This window comes from Glutamicibacter sp. NPDC087583 (assembly GCF_044743685.1).
Lineage (GTDB): Bacteria > Actinomycetota > Actinomycetes > Actinomycetales > Micrococcaceae > Glutamicibacter.
The window spans coordinates 413,091-428,638 of the sequence record NZ_JBIUWY010000001.1; the positions used below are offsets into that span (position 1 = coordinate 413,091).

19 protein-coding genes are annotated in these 15,548 nt (G+C 61.4%); 6 read left to right on the forward strand and 13 right to left on the reverse strand.

Features of this window, described 5'->3' with window-relative positions; genetic code table 11:
• The first annotated feature begins 76 nt into the window (after positions 1-76).
• Both ACIOU9_RS02005 and ychF read left to right on the forward strand, forming a co-directional pair.
• Positions 77-1,168, forward strand: a complete 1,092-nt coding sequence (locus ACIOU9_RS02005; protein WP_105657584.1) for a 4-hydroxy-3-methylbut-2-enyl diphosphate reductase — start codon at positions 77-79, stop codon at positions 1,166-1,168.
• A gap of 72 nt (positions 1,169-1,240) precedes the next feature.
• A complete protein-coding gene (gene ychF, locus ACIOU9_RS02010; RefSeq protein WP_402695927.1) occupies positions 1,241-2,326 on the forward strand; it encodes a redox-regulated ATPase YchF in 1,086 nt (361 codons plus the stop codon).
• A gap of 102 nt (positions 2,327-2,428) precedes the next feature.
• Here ychF and ACIOU9_RS02015 read toward each other — a convergent pair whose 3' ends face one another.
• The 6 genes from ACIOU9_RS02015 to ACIOU9_RS02040 all read right to left on the reverse strand — a co-directional run bounded on the left by ACIOU9_RS02015 (position 2,429) and on the right by ACIOU9_RS02040 (position 6,027).
• Positions 2,429-3,418, reverse strand: a complete 990-nt coding sequence (locus ACIOU9_RS02015; protein WP_402695929.1) for a Clp protease N-terminal domain-containing protein — start codon at positions 3,416-3,418, stop codon at positions 2,429-2,431.
• A complete protein-coding gene (locus ACIOU9_RS02020; RefSeq protein WP_332594887.1) occupies positions 3,415-3,660 on the reverse strand; it encodes a hypothetical protein in 246 nt (81 codons plus the stop codon). Before ACIOU9_RS02020 ends, ACIOU9_RS02015 begins: the two co-directional genes overlap by 4 nt.
• 227 nt (positions 3,661-3,887) lie before the next feature.
• Positions 3,888-4,490 (reverse strand): GNAT family N-acetyltransferase, encoded by a 603-nt coding sequence (locus ACIOU9_RS02025; RefSeq protein WP_332594886.1) that lies wholly within the window; start codon positions 4,488-4,490, stop codon positions 3,888-3,890.
• A complete protein-coding gene (locus tag ACIOU9_RS02030) occupies positions 4,487-5,062 on the reverse strand; it encodes a helix-turn-helix domain-containing protein (RefSeq protein ID WP_332594885.1) in 576 nt (191 codons plus the stop codon). The genes ACIOU9_RS02025 and ACIOU9_RS02030 overlap by 4 nt, the downstream gene beginning before the upstream one ends.
• 594 nt (positions 5,063-5,656) lie before the next feature.
• Complete coding sequence (locus ACIOU9_RS02035; protein ID WP_402695931.1) at positions 5,657-5,893, reverse strand: hypothetical protein; 237 nt, start codon at positions 5,891-5,893, stop codon at positions 5,657-5,659.
• Entirely contained in the window at positions 5,887-6,027 is a 141-nt protein-coding gene (locus ACIOU9_RS02040; protein ID WP_286172149.1) for a MerR family DNA-binding transcriptional regulator, read from the reverse strand. The genes ACIOU9_RS02035 and ACIOU9_RS02040 overlap by 7 nt, the downstream gene beginning before the upstream one ends.
• A 177-nt stretch (positions 6,028-6,204) precedes the next feature.
• Here ACIOU9_RS02040 and ACIOU9_RS02045 point away from each other — a divergent pair, with 177 nt between their 5' ends.
• Entirely contained in the window at positions 6,205-7,536 is a 1,332-nt protein-coding gene (locus ACIOU9_RS02045; protein ID WP_105657682.1) for an NtaA/DmoA family FMN-dependent monooxygenase, read from the forward strand.
• Positions 7,537-7,885: 349 nt separating this feature from the next.
• Positions 7,886-8,473: a GNAT family N-acetyltransferase gene (locus ACIOU9_RS02050; protein ID WP_332489175.1), complete on the forward strand. Its 588-nt coding sequence runs from the start codon at positions 7,886-7,888 to the stop codon at positions 8,471-8,473.
• 397 nt (positions 8,474-8,870) lie between these two features.
• Here the strand turns inward: ACIOU9_RS02050 and ACIOU9_RS02055 are convergent, their stop codons facing one another.
• From ACIOU9_RS02055 to ACIOU9_RS02080, 6 genes are all read right to left on the reverse strand, one after another.
• Complete coding sequence (locus ACIOU9_RS02055; protein WP_332489176.1) at positions 8,871-9,164, reverse strand: DUF4287 domain-containing protein; 294 nt, start codon at positions 9,162-9,164, stop codon at positions 8,871-8,873.
• Positions 9,165-9,444: 280 nt separating this feature from the next.
• Positions 9,445-9,822 (reverse strand): hypothetical protein, encoded by a 378-nt coding sequence (locus tag ACIOU9_RS02060; protein WP_332489177.1) that lies wholly within the window; start codon positions 9,820-9,822, stop codon positions 9,445-9,447.
• A gap of 48 nt (positions 9,823-9,870) precedes the next feature.
• Entirely contained in the window at positions 9,871-10,710 is an 840-nt protein-coding gene (locus tag ACIOU9_RS02065) for an alpha/beta hydrolase (protein WP_332498461.1), read from the reverse strand.
• Between the two features lie 73 nt (positions 10,711-10,783).
• Complete coding sequence (locus ACIOU9_RS02070) at positions 10,784-11,551, reverse strand: SCO1664 family protein (RefSeq protein WP_402695933.1); 768 nt, start codon at positions 11,549-11,551, stop codon at positions 10,784-10,786.
• Positions 11,548-12,087, reverse strand: a complete 540-nt coding sequence (locus ACIOU9_RS02075; RefSeq protein ID WP_133833662.1) for a DUF3090 domain-containing protein — start codon at positions 12,085-12,087, stop codon at positions 11,548-11,550. Before ACIOU9_RS02075 ends, ACIOU9_RS02070 begins: the two co-directional genes overlap by 4 nt.
• Positions 12,088-12,097: 10 nt before the next feature.
• Positions 12,098-12,781 carry an MSMEG_4193 family putative phosphomutase gene (locus ACIOU9_RS02080; RefSeq protein WP_332727113.1) on the reverse strand — a complete coding sequence of 228 codons (684 nt, stop codon included), beginning with the start codon at positions 12,779-12,781 and terminating at the stop codon, positions 12,098-12,100.
• 368 nt (positions 12,782-13,149) lie between these two features.
• Here ACIOU9_RS02080 and ACIOU9_RS02085 point away from each other — a divergent pair, with 368 nt between their 5' ends.
• Together ACIOU9_RS02085 and ACIOU9_RS02090 are read left to right on the forward strand one after the other, a co-directional pair.
• Entirely contained in the window at positions 13,150-14,115 is a 966-nt protein-coding gene (locus tag ACIOU9_RS02085; protein WP_402695935.1) for an RluA family pseudouridine synthase, read from the forward strand.
• A gap of 29 nt (positions 14,116-14,144) precedes the next feature.
• On the forward strand, positions 14,145-15,008 hold the full coding sequence (locus ACIOU9_RS02090) for an MBL fold metallo-hydrolase (protein ID WP_402695936.1): 864 nt from the start codon (positions 14,145-14,147) through the stop codon (positions 15,006-15,008).
• 66 nt (positions 15,009-15,074) lie between these two features.
• Here ACIOU9_RS02090 and ACIOU9_RS02095 read toward each other — a convergent pair whose 3' ends face one another.
• Positions 15,075-15,539 carry a phage tail protein gene (locus ACIOU9_RS02095; RefSeq protein WP_332728550.1) on the reverse strand — a complete coding sequence of 155 codons (465 nt, stop codon included), beginning with the start codon at positions 15,537-15,539 and terminating at the stop codon, positions 15,075-15,077.
• Positions 15,540-15,548: the final 9 nt, after the last annotated feature.

Consider the following 15,548-nt stretch of genomic DNA (forward strand, 5'->3'; position numbering starts at 1 on the left):
GATCTCACAGTCCCCGGAGGGTGGCGCGCATCATATGAGCATGGGCTAACTTGCATGCACTTCGTAGACTAGAGGTATGGCTACTTCCACTTCCACTACGGTCTCGCTGTCAATGCCTCGGATCCCGCGGGTGCGCCGCACCCCGGCCGAGATTGCAGCTGCCTCCCCAACGGTCACCGAGCGCAAGGTCCTGCTGGCCGCTCCTCGCGGCTACTGCGCAGGCGTGGACCGGGCAGTGGTTGCCGTTGAAAAGGCGCTGGAGCACTACGGCCCGCCGGTGTACGTGCGCAAGCAGATCGTGCACAACCTGCACGTGGTCTCCGAGCTGGAATCCCGCGGCGCGATTTTCGTCGAGGAGAACGAGGAAGTGCCCGAGGGCGCCCTGGTGGTCTTCTCCGCCCACGGCGTCTCCCCGGCCGTGGTGCAGTCCGCGGCGGACCGCAACCTGCAGACCATCGATGCCACCTGCCCGCTGGTCACCAAGGTGCACCGCGAAGCCGTGCGCTTCGCCAAGAACGACTACGAGATCCTGCTGATCGGCCACGAAGGCCATGAAGAGGTCGAGGGCACCTACGGCGAGGCTCCGGAAGTCACCACCATCGTGAACAACCCCGAGGAAGCCGACACCGTCCAGGTGAAGAACCCGGACAAGCTGATCTGGCTCTCGCAGACCACCCTGAGCGTGGACGAGACCATGGAAACCGTGCGCCGGCTGCGCGAGCGCTTCCCGAACCTGCAGGATCCGCCCAGCGACGACATCTGCTACGCAACCACCAACCGCCAGGCCGCGATCAAGAACATTGCGCCGCAGTCGGATCTGGTGATCGTGGTCGGTTCGGCGAACTCCTCGAACTCGGTCCGCCTGGTCGAGGTCGCACTGGACCACGGGGCAAAGGCTTCCTACCGCGTGGACTTCGCCAACGAAGTGGACGAGGCCTGGTTCGAGGGCGTCTCCACCGTCGGCGTGACCTCCGGTGCCTCGGTGCCAGAGGTGCTGGTCCGCGAAGTCGTGGCGCTGCTGGCAGAGTACGGCTTCACCGACGTTTCCGAGGTCACCACCGCGCAGGAAGACATCATCTTCTCGCTGCCCAAGGAAATCCGCGGAAAGCTCAAGGAAGCCGGGGACGAGGAGCGTGCCCTGGGCGGACACGCCCGCCCGCAGGCCTGATTTCTCCATAAGAATTCAAGCGCCAGTACACCATTGCGCGCTCATCACTAGTAAAAGGTAGAATTTCCTCCCGTGGCTCTTACTATCGGAATCGTCGGACTGCCCAACGTCGGCAAGTCCACCATGTTCAACGCGCTGACCCGTGCCCAGGTGCTGGCAGCCAACTACCCGTTCGCAACCATCGAACCCAATGTGGGTGTCGTGCCGTTGCCTGACTCGCGGCTGAAGGTGCTCGCCGGAATCTTCAATTCCGAGCGCATCCTCCCAGCGACCGTCTCCTTCGTGGATATCGCCGGCATCGTCAAGGGCGCTTCGGAAGGCGAAGGCCTGGGCAATAAGTTCCTGGCCACCATCCGCGAAGCAGACGCGATCTGCCAGGTCACCCGCGCATTCGTGAACGACGACGTGATCCATGTGAACGGCAAGGTGGACCCGGCCTCGGATATCGAGACCATCGCTACCGAGCTGATCCTCGCGGACCTGCAGACCATCGAGAACCAGCTGCCTCGCCTGGAAAAGGAACTGCGCACCAAGAAGATCGAGAAGTCGTTCCTGGACGCAGTGCTCAACGCGCAGAAGGTGCTCGAAGAAGGCATCACCTTGTTCGCCGCCGCGAAGACCAAGGGCGTGGACCTTGAAGAGCTCGCGCCGATGCAGCTGATGACCACCAAGCCATTCATCTACGTGTTCAACACCGATGAGGCTGGCCTGGCCGATACCGAGATGCAGGCCAAGCTCTCCGAGCTGGTTGCCCCTGCCGAGGCGATCTTCCTGGACGCACAGTTCGAATCCGAGCTCGCCGAGCTGGAAGAGGACGAAGCCGAGGAAATGATGGAAGATGCCGGCATCGTCGAGTCCGGCCTGGGCAAGCTGGCCCGCGTCGGCTTCGACACCCTGGGCCTGCAGACCTACCTGACCGCCGGTCCGAAGGAAACCCGCGCCTGGACTATCGCCAAGGGCGCCACCGCACCTGAGGCTGCCGGAGTGATCCACACCGACTTCCAGCGTGGCTTCATCAAGGCCGAGGTCATCGGCTTCGACGACCTCATTGCCGCCGGTTCCGTGGCTAATGCCAAGTCTGCGGGCAAGGCCCGCATCGAAGGCAAGGAATACATCATGAAGGACGGCGACGTCGTGGAGTTCCGCTTCAACGTGTAGTCGCGTTCCGCTTCAATGTCCCGCTCGAGTGCCCGGATCTCCCTGTGGAGATCCGGGCACTTGATCTATGTGCGACCAGCAGGCGAGTCGCCGTGCCTGGGACTACCGAAATGTTCGGCTGATCGCGCTGCCGGTCTGGAACAGGGTGATCCACACCAGGAACTTCTGGACTGGACGCAGCGGCCATGCGACAAGTCCTCGCCACCCTTGGCGTCGCGACCAGCACCTGCTGATCCGCAGCTGTGTGCCACTGGTCGCGTTCGCCAAGGTGAATTCAGTCAGAATCGAATTACCCTGCGCGACGTCGGGATAGCCAAAGCTCCATGCGATCCTGTCCGGTTGGTGAATTGCGATGAGCTCAACACTGCGTCGACGAAACTGAGGCTTGATCTTCACAGGTTTGCCGTCTGGATAGATTGCGGGTGCCGTGCCCTCCCAGACCGTACCCGGCGTCGCTTCTTGACCGGTCTGGTCGAGGGTGCCGATGCTCGGTTCCCACTCGGGGATACGTGCGGGATCTGTGAGGAACGCCCACACTTCGTCCAGTGGTGCGGATACGAAAGTCTCAATCGTTCCCGTGGTCCGCCCCTTCACTTTCGCTGCGAGGGGCATGGACTTCATGGATGGCGAGTCGGCCCAATCGAGGCGTTCGATGAGCGCTTCGGATGTCGTGCCAAGGCGGCCGAGGATATCCGTGATCAGGCCGCTGGGCTCTGCGACGAGTTCCCGGAGAACGGCGGCAGCGTCGCCCGACTTGCCTTTGCTGCTGGATTTCGCGATGAGGTCCCGAGCGCGACGAGTCCACTCGTACCCATCCGTCTCATGGAACACGATGCGCCCGGCCTCGGGGAACGACGCCTCGATGCCGAGTGAAGTCAGCTGTGCATCACGTTGGTCCTCGACGGCGAGACGGGCGCTGTCAATGTCGATACCCAGCTCGCGCAGTGCGCGGCCGGCAGACTGGTCGTTGATGACCAATGCGAGGAACAGGTGGTCGATGTCGGCTTCGCGGAGCCCGAGCCGGGATGCTTCCTCCATGGCGGCCAGGGAAAGCGATTGGCTGGTCTGAGCGGCGCGGACGAGTTTGTTCATCTGTTCCTCCTGGGTGTCGAGATCGCGGGGTCAATTCTTTTGGAGTGCTTCTTGTGGGCAGCTTGTCGCGTCACTCCGAGCGCGTCGGCGATCTCCTGCCAACTCATGCCCGAACGCAACGCGGCCTCGACCTGCCGGAGTTCCAAGGTGTCAGCGAGCACGCGCAAGGACGCTACGGCCCGCAATCCTGCTTTCGGGTCGCTGGTATCGGCTGCTACTGCTGTGATCCGCGGAGACTCCATGTCGTCAACCTATGTTGCTAAGTGGCCGGATGTCAACCTGGGTTGCCTAATTGCTCGGCGAGTTTGGTGTTCGCTGGGCCAGGAGAGGGTCGACGCTTCGGGGATTCGCCGGGTACTGAGAGGTTGGTAAGTGCGGCGACGTGGTGGAGTTTAGATTTTCGAACTAGAGTGCGGACTTGAGGACAGCCCAGAAGCGCGCTTCCGGGCCTGTCGAGCCCGGACGCTCTTCAAGCATCAGCCTGAGCGCGGTTGAGCCCCATGGAGACATACGCGGAGAACCCCGCTCGCTTCGCGAACTTGATGCGTCGCCGCTGTGTTTCGGTGAAGCCGAGCTTGGCGTACAGCCCGAGGGCGGGGGTGTTGGTGTCCTTGATGTCGCGCAGCACGAACTCGTCGGAGGGCAGTTCCAGGAGTCGGCGCATCAGCGCAGTGGCTACGCCTTTGCCCTGATGCTGCGGCGCTGTCGTGACGAACGCAATCTCCGTCAGACCGGTGCGGGCACCGCCATAGGCCCCCATGAATTGACTGCGGATGATCCGATAGCTGATCATGCCGTGTATTGGACCGAGCACGCGCTGGAGCTCGCGCCGATCCGGCTCGAAGCACTCCTGCTCGCCTTCGGTGACGACCGCGACCGCGGCGGGCTCGCCGTCGACGAGCGCGACGTGGAAGCGCTCCAGGATGAGCATCGGGGCGAACGCGTCGGCAAGCACACTGGGGTCCTTGGAGAAGAACGCGAAATCCTCGGCGAACCCTTGCGTGAGAACTTCAGCGATCCTGTGCCGATACCCCTCACCCAGTTCGTCTGCGCGCGCGACTTCGATCTTCATCGGGGTCCTCCTGTGAACATTCGTAGGATCAGCTCGACATCGGGCTCCGCAAATCCCTCCCGAAGAGCAACGTGCATCGTCGTTATACCGGCAAGCATGGCGAAGTAGTGAGAAGTCATTCGGGTTGGGTCTCCCGCGGTGATTTGGCCTGCGGCCTGGCCTCGACCGATGAGCAAGGCGAAGGCCCGCCAGAGCGTCCCCTGCGTTGCGGCCAGTCGCGCCGCAGTCCCCTCAGGAGTGTCCGTCGAGAAGCCCTGGTTGATCACCATGTAGAACTCGGCCGCGCCGTTGTTCGCTGCGAGGTCTGCCACGTATACCTCGGTGAAGGATCGGATCATGGAGAGCGGATCCCCTTCGGTCGAGAGCTGAACGGCGACAGCCTCGAGCCCGCGTGAGGCCTGATCGATTAGTTCATCGAACAGTTCTTCCTTGCTCGCATAGTGCCGGTAGATCGACCCAGTGCTGATCCCCGCCTCGACGGCGATCTGACGCATGTTCGTGGCCGCGAAACCACGGTGCGCGAAGACCCGGACGGCGGCCGTCTCCACAGCAGCGCGTGTGGCTGAACGCAACGCTTCATTCTGTTCCGTCGTCCGCGGCACGAAGATCCTTTCAATGAATTTCTGTTCATTTTATGCTTCGATCGCAGACGGCACAACTCTGTGCTCGACCTGGGCTGGTGCCCGCGAGGTGCCAGGTGGTCGGTGGATTGATTCGTGGCACCGGTTCGGCACCCAGCGGTTGGTAGTGCCGGAACTCGGTGGAGTTCCGCTTCAACGTGCAATTCTCATGTCTCAATCGCCCTCGGATTCTCTTGGAGCCGGGGGCGATTTTTTGCATCGTGCCCTTGATTCATCACGAAGTAGCGCCGGAAGGAAAGCTCCTCCACATTAGCGATGCCGTTCAAGGTGCATGGGCCATTTCCCTTATGGGGCAACGCCGCAAGCAGGCTAAGGCACCAGGCCCCGCGTTACGGCGATCTAACCGACTGTCTGGGAGCCGGATCCGCGAGGCATTCCGGTCGGACTCCGCCGTGCGCTCTAGAGCTCTTACTTGGGTGGAGCCCCGAAGCGCGATTAGGGACCTGTTGAGTTCATGGGCACTCAAGTATCGGTCTGAGCTCCCTGCGGCCACTGCCCGCGGCGCGCAAGGAGCTGACCTGCCGATCATGCCCCGCAGAGGACGCGATCCATCGCGTCGATGTATCGCGTCAGCGCGTCGCGGTTCTGCTGGAGCAGGACGATGCGCTCGGCCAGCTTGTCGCGCTGTTCGACGAGCATCGCGCGCAGTTCGGGATCGGGATCGGCAACGATCGTGCTGCCAATGTCGTTCAGGCACGGCAGCATGTCGCGGATGATCCGGGTGGGGACCCCTGAGTCGAGCAGCCTGCGGATCTTCAGCACGCGCTCCACGAGATACTCGTCGTAGTCGCGGTACCCGTTCTCCAGCGCAGCGGCGTGATGAGTCCCTGCTCCTCGTAGTACCGGAGCATGCGCGTGGGCACCCCAGTTCGATTGGCCAGCTCGCCGATCCGCATTCCCGTTCTCCTTCACATCCATGTCAAGGATACGGGTCGGAACCGCCTCCCGGCCACGGCAGCCCTCATCGAATCCGCCCGCAGGCTGCGCGCAATCGGCCTTGACGCCAGAGTCCGCGGACCTGCAGGCAAGGTAATTTGACCTTTACATGGATGTCAATGTTCGATGATGGTTCCATGGACAAGGAACAACGCAAGATGATTCTCGGCTTGGCGCTGACTGACGGCTACGGCACCCTGCCCGGTGCCTGGCGGGCACCGCACGTCGACCCCGGAAACTACTCGAAGGTCGAGGCGAACATTCGCTACGCCCAAGCCGCCGAGCGCGGTGGCTTCTCGTTCGTATTCACGCCCGACTTCCCGGCCGTGCGGGGCAGCCTGGAGCATTCGACCGTCAGCAACATCATGGATCCGCTCATGGAGGCGGCCGCGATCTCGCAAGCGACGAACAACATCGGTTTCGTGCTCACGGGGTCCACAACGTTCCAGGAACCGTTCAACACGGCCCGGCAGTTCAAGACGCTGGACATCATGAGCCGTGGCCGCGCCGGCTGGAACGCCGTCACGACGAGCGACCAGCTCGTCGCGTCGAACTACGGCAAGCCCGTCGCGGACCGGGCCGAGCGATACCAGCGCGCCCATGAATCGATCCAGATCGTGCAGTCGCTCTGGGGCAGCTGGGAGATGGATGCCTGGATCAAGGACCAGGAATCGGGCCGCTTCATCGACCCCGCGAAGCTGCAGCCGATCAACCTCAGCGGCGAGTACGTCGCATCCCGCGGGCCGCTCGCGTTGCCGCCGTCGGAGCAAGGGCAGCCCGTCGTCTTCACCTCGGGAGGACCGAGCCCGCATCTGCTCGAGCTGGCGGGGCGCTATGCGAGCGGCTTCATCACGGAGGTGTGGACGATCGACGAGGCTCGCGCTGCGCGCAGGGCGCTGCGCCGGGCCGCCGAGGAAGCTGGCCGCAACCCCGACGACGTGAAGTTCATCGTCGGCATCATGACCACAGTGTCCCCAACGGTGCGCGAAGGGCTCGACCGGCGCCTGTCGATGTCAGGCGAGGTCATGGAGGCGCGCCTGCCGCACCTCAGCGCGATGATCGGTGTGCCGATCCTGTCCGAGCGCATCGACAAGCCGCTCACGCCCGAACAGCTGGCCAGCGCTCACGCCTCGCCGCAGGACCCGCGCTCCGGGATCGCGCTCAAGGTGGCGCGCGAGGGGTGGTCGCCGCGCGACATCCTCGCGCACGGCGTGATCGACTACCATCCCGTGACCGTGGGGCCGGGAACGGTGCACGCCGATCACCTGCAGGAATGGTTCGAGGCCGGTGCTGCCGACGGCTTCTGGCTGTCGCCCGATGTCTATGAGGACGGCGTTGACGCGTTCGTCGACGAGGTCGTGCCGATCCTGCGCGAACGCGGCCTCTATCCCGAGGACTACGTGGGCTCCACGTTGCGCGAGAACCTCGGCGTCCCCGGCCAGTACGGACTCGGCGACTGGCTGAAGTGATCACGCCTGATCGGATGCCTGCGAACTCGCTCGTGCGGGTGCCGCTGGTCGCGCCGCTCGTCTGATTGCAGGTCGCGAGAGCAGAGGCTGGCCTGTGCCGGAACCTCGTGGAGTCCAGGGATAATGCATAGTCGCGTTCCACGCTGATTACTGGATGAGCTGCGCCAGACAGAGGGCAGGATCCGCACGTTGGTGCGGGTCCGGCTCTTTTTCGTTGGACTCAGCCATCCCGGAAGCTCGGAAGGTGCGGGATACTGGCAAGGGAAATATGGCAGGAGACAGTAATCCATATCCCACGCATACCCCTGATACTTGAAGCAGTTACCGGAATCCAAAAGGAGGCCTGTCGTTGACGCGAGCAGACGATTCGAGCGAAGCCACGATACTTGAAACTGCGCTGGAGATTGTTGCGCACGCAGAACTGGCAGAGCAAGATGCCGCGGAGCTTCGCAGACTGTTCGATGCCGAGTACCTGCGGGATGCCGGCATCTGGGATCCGGATCTGCCATATGGCTATGCCCCGCATGATTTCCACATCATGGCCCGGTGCAAAGGCGAGGTTGTCGGCCATGTCGGGTGGGCGCGACGCACGATCGGTGTGGGAGGCCGCGACCTTGTCGTTGCAGGTGTGGGTGGAGTGTTGGTTTCCGAGCGCGCGCGGGGCCGCGGCCTAGGCGGGATCCTGATGAATCTCGTGGCTTCATCGATGGTTGATGCCGGCGGTATTGCGTTCGGCTATCTCGGTTGTCGCGAGGAGGTGGCCGCTTTCTACAGCTCGTGCGGATGGACTCGGATTTCCGCTGCCGAGCGTTCGATTAGCCGTGGAGGCCACGCAATTTACGACCCGCCGGGCCAACCTCTGCTTATTTTGCCCATCGAGTCCCAGCTTGCTTCCTGGCCAGAAGGTGAAGTCGACCTTCGCGGGCGGGCGTGGTGACGCCCAAGCGATATCCTACGCAGGCTATGACCGGGCTTGGCGATAGCCCGGGCTATTTTTCACGGTCGATGTTGTATATCCCCACAGCTCAACATACCGTTGGAAGAAAAAGGATCGAGCGCTAGGGAAGTGGAGGCAGATCGAATGAGGAAACTTCCCAAGGTAGCCTGGCTACGAGTCTCGGTGTACCTTGGCATCTCGATTTTGGGGCTGGCCTTGTTCCTTGCGTGCTATTGCATGATTTCCGGCCGGTCGCTCGCCGAGGCTCTTGGCAGCTTCTGGATCGCGATAGCAATTGCTCTTGCTACATCCGCTATCACTGCGGTACGCGACCAACGGCAAGACACTGGAACCGAGTATTCCGAGCCGGAACTATAGCCCCTGCCTTTCGGCTGGTTCAGTTGGAAGGCTTAGTTGCGATGCCGTCGAGCCACAGAACATCTGATTCGTCATTGTGCTTGCCTCCGGATCCAACGTGCTTGCTAGCGATAGTCGGTCCCTTTTGAATGACATGGACCATCGCCATGCCGTGGCCCCGGCCCAGCTGGTAGTCCTCCTTGAGCCATGCCAGAATCTCTGCTGCTTTGACCCCTTCTTGGCTAAGGCCTTTCTCACGGGCGATCTCGATCAACTGGCGAGCAGTGAGCCCGGTCTTCATTTCTATGGTGTCCAGATAGGCTTGAAATGACATGGAGAAACCTCTCGAAGGCATGAATAGGTGCCTCGAATACTAGACCTAATCCCACGCCGCGCATAGAAGTAGTAGCCGGAGGATGCCACGCGGCTAGCGCACGAGAACCACGGTGTGCTCCACGACTGGCATCCTTGCGGCCTTCCGCGTCTAATCGCCACCAGTGATGGCGCCCTGATCAGCAGCAACCAGGCTGGTTGAAATGACCCGCAGGCAAGTAAAGACGCATGCCTCGGGACAGTGGAGAACGGCTGCCCGCAAGTGCTGAAGCCTAGTTCCGTCAGCTGAATTCCAACGTGTAATTCTCCGCCGTTGGCAGGTGCCCGGGATCGTCTTCAAACGGCATGTAATCGACTGAATGCAGGTATCCGGCAACAACCCAGAGATCCAGATGCCCCAGCTCCTTGCCATCTTTTGAAACGAGAACAGTGGAGAATGGGCCACCACCATGCCGGACGCTTTGGCAATCGAGTTTGCTTGTGAAGGAAATCGAGAAGCACTCGCATTCTTTGAACTGGTAGCCGCCCCAACGCGCAAACTTCAGTTGCTGTCGAGCCTTTGCTGATTCAGCATCTGTGCCGCTGCAGAGCAAGGCCAGCAGCTCTAGTTCAGCAGGTCGAAGTTCTCCGCCTGGGACTCGCTTAGGTCGGTTATCCATGGGGACAGCCTATATTGCCCTGTGACTAGGAATTGCATCGCTACGTTCCTAGAGCAGCAGCATCGAAGAAGCTACCTCGGAGATCGCCGAAGACGGAATGGCAGTTGAAGCGTTTTCAAGGACGAGCAAGGAAGCGTTCGGGATTTCTTCGGCTAGCACTATGCCGTTGCCGACGGGGAAAAACGGATCCTTTGCACCGTGAACCACCAAGGTGGGGATATCGAGCTCGGACAGCCGCTCGCGCCAGCGCGGAGTGCAGTCCAGCTTGGAAAAGACGATCCCGATCTGGTTTGCCAGATGGGCTTCGGGCTCTGCGCTGGCCGTACGGTCCCAGATGCGGGAGGCCAAGTCCATGGCAACTTCTGGATCATTGCCTAGAATTTGCGAACCCTCGGCGGAGAATTGGGCAACGGCCGCGCGGTCTGCCCAATCCGGCATAGGGCGGGACAACAGCTTGCCCATGGTTGCCTGGTCATGATCTGGCAAATCTTTGTCTACCGGACCGGGAGCTACTGGTCGTGTGCCTATCAGCGTCAGGGCGCCAAATGATTTGGGATGATCCAGCGCCGCAATCTGCGCGATCATGCCGCTGACTCCGATACCGGCTACATGCGCTGGACGGTTATCCAGTAATCTGGCCAGCGCTGCGGCATCCGAGGCCAGATCGCGCAGGTTGTAATCGGGTTTCATCGGGTTCCCGGCCGTTGATTCACCGCAATCCCGCAGGTCGTAGCGAACCACATGGCGCCCGCCAGCGGCCAGAGCCTGGCACAGGGCATCTGGCCAAGCAAGCATGGTGGTTCCGCCGATGAGGAGAACCAATGGATCACTTTTGCTGCCGAAGGATTCGGCACCGAGCTCCACACCGTTGGCTTCAACCGTTCCCATGCGCGACCTGCCTTTGCTATCAGAATCCAAGGATGGCTTGCCTGCCGTCCTGGGGTCAATAGGAATCGGAGTTCTAGAAGAGCGGCCAGGGCACGGCGGGCATCTGCCCCCTATGAGCAGGGAAGTGCCCTTCGCTGCACAGGGTAGCGCAGCGCTCGGCGAGCGCCGCGATTTCTTCATCGTCTAGCAGGTTGGTCAGTTCTTGGCCAAGTTCTGCGTGCAGGGCTTCGCTGACCGTCCGGAGGCCGGCCAGTTCTTCTTCACCCAGCGGTTGGCCAACCCAACCCCAAAGCACGGTGCGCAGCTTGTGCTCTGCGTTGAAGCAGAGCCCATGATCGACTCCGTAGCGGTGGCCACCGGGCATGGCTAGAACGTGGTCGCCCTTGCGGTCTGCGTTGTTGACCAGTGCATCGAAGACCGCCATGCGCCGCAGCGCAGGTGTATCCTCGTGGATCAAGGTCATCTGCCGCCCCGATTCATCCTGCCCATGCAGAATGGTCTTCCAACCGCCAGCTGGCACCATGTCCGCGGCTACGATGTCTACTGGGTGCTGTCCTCGATCAACTTCTTGCCATAGCTGCACCATGCCTTTGCCAAACTGCCCTTCGCGCAGCCAAGTGCGCGGGACGAGGTTCCAGCCTAGGGCTTCAGATACGAGGAAGGCGGCAACTTCGCGGTATGCGAGGGTGCCATGGGGAAAATCCCAGAGGGGTTTCTCGCCAGCAATGGGCTTGTAGACCACGCTGTTCTCGCCGATGCTGCCCAGGAAAGTTGCATTGGAGGCGGTGGTAATGCGGCCGGTGAGTTCCAGCCGCGCGGTCAGCAGATCGGGCGAGCTCATTCGCCATTCTCATCTTTGCAAGTATGCCCATCCGGATCAATCGGATAACCGCAGTTGGCGCACATAGGCCGCCCAGCAGCCACGATCTCATGGGTGCGCATGGCGAAAGCGCGTGCAGTGCCTACGGGCATGCGCACGCGCAGCAGCGCGCCCGGTCCATCTGGATCAAAGTCGGCTTCATCTTCTTCGTTCAAGGAGAAGGCTTCCAGAACTACCTGCGCTACGGTGGCATCCCAGCCGAGATTCATGGAACCCACCCGGAAGGACTCGTTGACTTCTTCCAGCGGATCGTTGTCAACCAGTTCCACCGGAGTATGTTCGGGAACACTGAAGGGATTGCCCTTGACAGTGGAGAGCTGATCGAGAATCTCGTCAATCATCTCGGCAACCACCGCGGCCTGCTGTTTTTCCAAGGCGATGCTGGACAGTTCCTTGCCTGCTCTTGCCTGGAGGTAGAAGGTGCGGGACCCGGGCTCGCCGATGGTGCCAATGACAATGCGGTCTGGCCAATTGAATTCGTTGACTGTTGCCGTCATTTCGCTCTCCTTAGTGTCCTGCTCCGCCGCCGACTGGGGCATCGGTTGTCTTGATTCCTGGGGCTAGCCAGGAGAGGTCTCCGGCGTCGGTGTTGATGGAATACACGCGAGGCGCACCGGTCCCGTAGTGCACAATTGATGCGGAAGCCGGGCCCACATTCAGTCGCTGGAACAGATCCAAATGCATTCCCAGCGCGTCAGCCAGTACCGACTTGATGATATCGCCATGGCTGAAGGCCGCCCATACCGCTCCGGCACCATGCTCGGCCTCGATGGCCGCGTCATGGCGCCTGATGGCTGCTACTGCCCGGGATTGCATCCCGGCCATGGATTCGCCATCCGGGAAGGTCACCGAGGACGGAGCTGACTGCACTGCTTTCCATAGGTCTTCGGCGGCCAAGTCCTGCAGCGTGCGGCCTTGCCACTGGCCGTAGTCGCATTCCGAGAGTTCGGGTTCAATCAGCAATTGCGCCGCTGGGCTTTGCCGTTGCATGGCGAACTCCGCCGTCTGCACACAGCGTTCCAGCGGGCTTGAGACAACGCCAGCCAAGGGGAGCGCTGCTAGGCGTTCGGCGGTACGAATCGCCTGTTCTTCGCCGGTTTGGTCGAGGAATACTGAGGGGGTGCGTCCGGCCAGTACGCCGGTGGCGTTGGCGGTAGTGCGTCCGTGCCGCACAAGGATTACTGTGGCCATGAACCCAGCCTAGTCATGGAGATGGTGGCAAGCGACTCCTGGGCTGAAAACAGGTCCGGGGCTTCGAAGAGCCCGGCAGGTTCTGGAGGTGCGGTACCTTCACCCGTTGCACCCTTGCTGCAACGCGAGGGCCAGGGCTGTTCATTGGTTCGCCGAGCGAACGCTATGGCTCGATGAGCGCCGGGCGAGGTGTGAGTTCAGTCCTCATAACAGCGCCTTTGCTCGTACCGGCTCACGGCATCGGGGTACCATGAAAGTTGGCCAATTCGGGGGCGGCAGCTCCCGGAAGTCCCTTGCAAATGACTCGTCGAAAGCGGCGACGCCATGATCCACCACTGGATGTGGCCTTATAAACGGAGTGATAATTCTTGTCTGGAGTCCTCCAGCAGCCAGCGTCAGAACAGCAGTCTGATTCCAAGACACGCACCATCCTTGTCGACGGCGGGCATGCTGGCCGGCGGATCGAGAAGTTCCTCCGGGTCCAGCTCAAGACGGTGCCCGCCGGGCAGCTTTTCCGGCTGATGCGCAAAGGGCAACTGCGTGTCAACGGCAGGAAAGTCCAGGAAGGGTACCGGCTAGCCGTAAACGACCAGATCACGCTGCCGGCGCTATATGCAGAACAGGGCGTGGCACCAGCCTTCGATGTCCCGGCACCCTTGCTCAAGCGGCTACGCAACTGCGTCCTGCACGAAGACCAAGACGTCCTGGTGATTGACAAACCTGCCGGCGTCGCCGTGCACCGGGGAACCGATATTCCTGCGGGGGTTATCGAAGCTTTCCGCCAGTTGCGCCCCGAGCTGCCGGACCTGGAATTGAGCCACCGGCTGGATCGCGATACTTCCGGGCTGCTGGTGTTGGCGAAGACCCCGAGCATGCTGCGCTACCTGCATGAGATGCTTCGGGAGAGCGAAGAGGAGATAGAACGCCACTACCTTGCGCTCGTTGCAGGGCATTGGAGCGAAAAGACCGAATCGATCCACTCGCCGCTGCTGCGCCGTGCCGACAAGGTCGTGGTTGATCCGAACGGGCAGCGAGCCGAAACACATGTCACCGTGAAGCAGCGCGTAGGCCAGCGCGCCACCATTCTGGATGTGCAACTGATGACCGGGCGCAAGCACCAGATCCGGGTCCACCTGCAAAGCGAAGGCCATCCGATTGCAGGAGACGACCGGTATGGCTTCGCGAAGTTCAACCGCCGCGTCGAACAGCTTGGGGGTCGCGGGCTGTTCCTGCATGCGACTAAGCTGGTGATTCCCAAGCCCGATGGCCAGGAACTGGTGATCGAGGCACCCATGCCGCAGCGCTGGAAGCAGTTGCTGAAGGCGGGGCTATAGCCCAAGCAAGGCTGGCACGAGGGGAAAAGATGGCTGAAGGACCCTGGAAGCACGTTGCCGAGGGAGTATTCCAGCGCAGATATGAACCGTTGGATATTACCGTGGGCGCGGTGCTCGGCGGGCAAGGCGTGGCGATCATCGATACCCGCAACAACGCACCCGAAGCACAAGAAATCCTTGACGAAGCCACAACGCAATTCGGACTGCCAATCGTTGCCGTGATCAACACCCACGCGCATTATGACCACACCTTCGGCAACCAGCTCTTTGCCCAGCGGGGAATCCCGATTTACGGCCATCACCGGATACCCGCGCACTTCGAGCAGTTCGAGAAGCCCCGGCTTGAAATGGTGCAGCGCTCGCCGGAACTCGAACCTGAAATGAATTGGAGCGGTGTAACGCTGACGCCGCCTAGCCACTTGCTGGCCGAACCCTGCACGGCAAATCTAGGCGGACGGGAAGTTGAACTGATCCCGCTGGGTGCCGGGCATACCGACACCGACCTTGCGATCCATATTCCTGATGCCAAGGCGTGGTTCCTTGGCGACGTCATCGAGCAGTCTGGTCCACCGATGTTCGGCTCGGGCGCCTATCCGATGAAGTGGCCTGCGGTGCTCCAATCCCTGCTAGCGCGCATCCAGCCGGGAGACGTGATTGTTCCAGGCCATGGAGAGCCCGTCGACCGGGAATTCGTCGTTCGGCAAATGCACTGCTTCGAGCTGCTCGCCACGACCCTGGGTTCGGCTCATGAGAAGGGTGCGGCAATCAAGGACATTGCGTTCCCTGCAGAGCTGCAAGAACTGTGGCCTGCCGATTTCCTTCTCGAAGCTGCCAAAGATGCCTACGCGCAGCTGCCGGGTAACGCGAAGGAACCAGGAAAGCGCGGCGCATGAAGCCAGAGCACGAAATGACCTCATGGCCGGCACTCGACTGAGGGCAGCGGCGGAATGGGCGAAATGTCAGTATTCGTTCTTGATCACGAAGTACGAGCCGCGGATGGTCCCTGCAAGCTTGGACTTCTGGCGAGCGAACTTGAACTTCCCTTCCAGCTCGCTGGGCACAGCCATGCCATCGGAAAGCTTGAAGCCCACGGCGCGCTTCTCGCCGGGATCCAGGCCGTAGAGAACATTGATGGACAAGCCGGACGCGTAGAAGACGTAGGCGCGCTTGGCGCCAACCGCCTCGAACACAGCTGCCTGCAATGGCTTCGATGCGATGTGCAAGTCGCGTTCCTGCGCCAGAATCGTGTGCACCCAAGCTATGGCTTCCCTTGCGTCGTCTGCTTGCTCCACGGCAAAGTCGTGGTTGAACTTGTTCTTCAGATAGCGCGCTTCGTTGGCGCGCAAGCCTGCCAGCGCGTCAGCAACAGGCGAAGTCTCAAGACCCTGGGTGGATACGTCTTTGAAATCAACAAGGTATGGCATGGGCATCCC

Excerpts from the sequence above, each read along its gene's own strand:
- ACIOU9_RS02005 (WP_105657584.1), top strand. The coding sequence starts at position 77 with ATGGCTACTTCCACTTCCACTACGGTCTCGCTGTCAATGCCTCGGATC.
- ACIOU9_RS02015 (WP_402695929.1), bottom strand. The coding sequence starts at position 3,418 with ATGAACAAACTCGTCCGCGCCGCTCAGACCAGCCAATCGCTTTCCCTG.
- ACIOU9_RS02020 (WP_332594887.1), bottom strand. The coding sequence starts at position 3,660 with ATGGAGTCTCCGCGGATCACAGCAGTAGCAGCCGATACCAGCGACCCG.
- ACIOU9_RS02025 (WP_332594886.1), bottom strand. The coding sequence starts at position 4,490 with ATGAAGATCGAAGTCGCGCGCGCAGACGAACTGGGTGAGGGGTATCGG.
- ACIOU9_RS02040 (WP_286172149.1), bottom strand. The coding sequence starts at position 6,027 with ATGCGGATCGGCGAGCTGGCCAATCGAACTGGGGTGCCCACGCGCATG.
- ACIOU9_RS02045 (WP_105657682.1), top strand. The coding sequence starts at position 6,205 with ATGGACAAGGAACAACGCAAGATGATTCTCGGCTTGGCGCTGACTGAC.
- ACIOU9_RS02055 (WP_332489176.1), bottom strand. The coding sequence starts at position 9,164 with ATGTCATTTCAAGCCTATCTGGACACCATAGAAATGAAGACCGGGCTC.
- ACIOU9_RS02060 (WP_332489177.1), bottom strand. The coding sequence starts at position 9,822 with ATGGATAACCGACCTAAGCGAGTCCCAGGCGGAGAACTTCGACCTGCT.
- ACIOU9_RS02065 (WP_332498461.1), bottom strand. The coding sequence starts at position 10,710 with ATGGGAACGGTTGAAGCCAACGGTGTGGAGCTCGGTGCCGAATCCTTC.
- ACIOU9_RS02070 (WP_402695933.1), bottom strand. The coding sequence starts at position 11,551 with ATGAGCTCGCCCGATCTGCTGACCGCGCGGCTGGAACTCACCGGCCGC.
- ACIOU9_RS02075 (WP_133833662.1), bottom strand. The coding sequence starts at position 12,087 with ATGACGGCAACAGTCAACGAATTCAATTGGCCAGACCGCATTGTCATT.
- ACIOU9_RS02080 (WP_332727113.1), bottom strand. The coding sequence starts at position 12,781 with ATGGCCACAGTAATCCTTGTGCGGCACGGACGCACTACCGCCAACGCC.
- ACIOU9_RS02090 (WP_402695936.1), top strand. The coding sequence starts at position 14,145 with ATGGCTGAAGGACCCTGGAAGCACGTTGCCGAGGGAGTATTCCAGCGC.
- ACIOU9_RS02095 (WP_332728550.1), bottom strand. The coding sequence starts at position 15,539 with ATGCCATACCTTGTTGATTTCAAAGACGTATCCACCCAGGGTCTTGAG.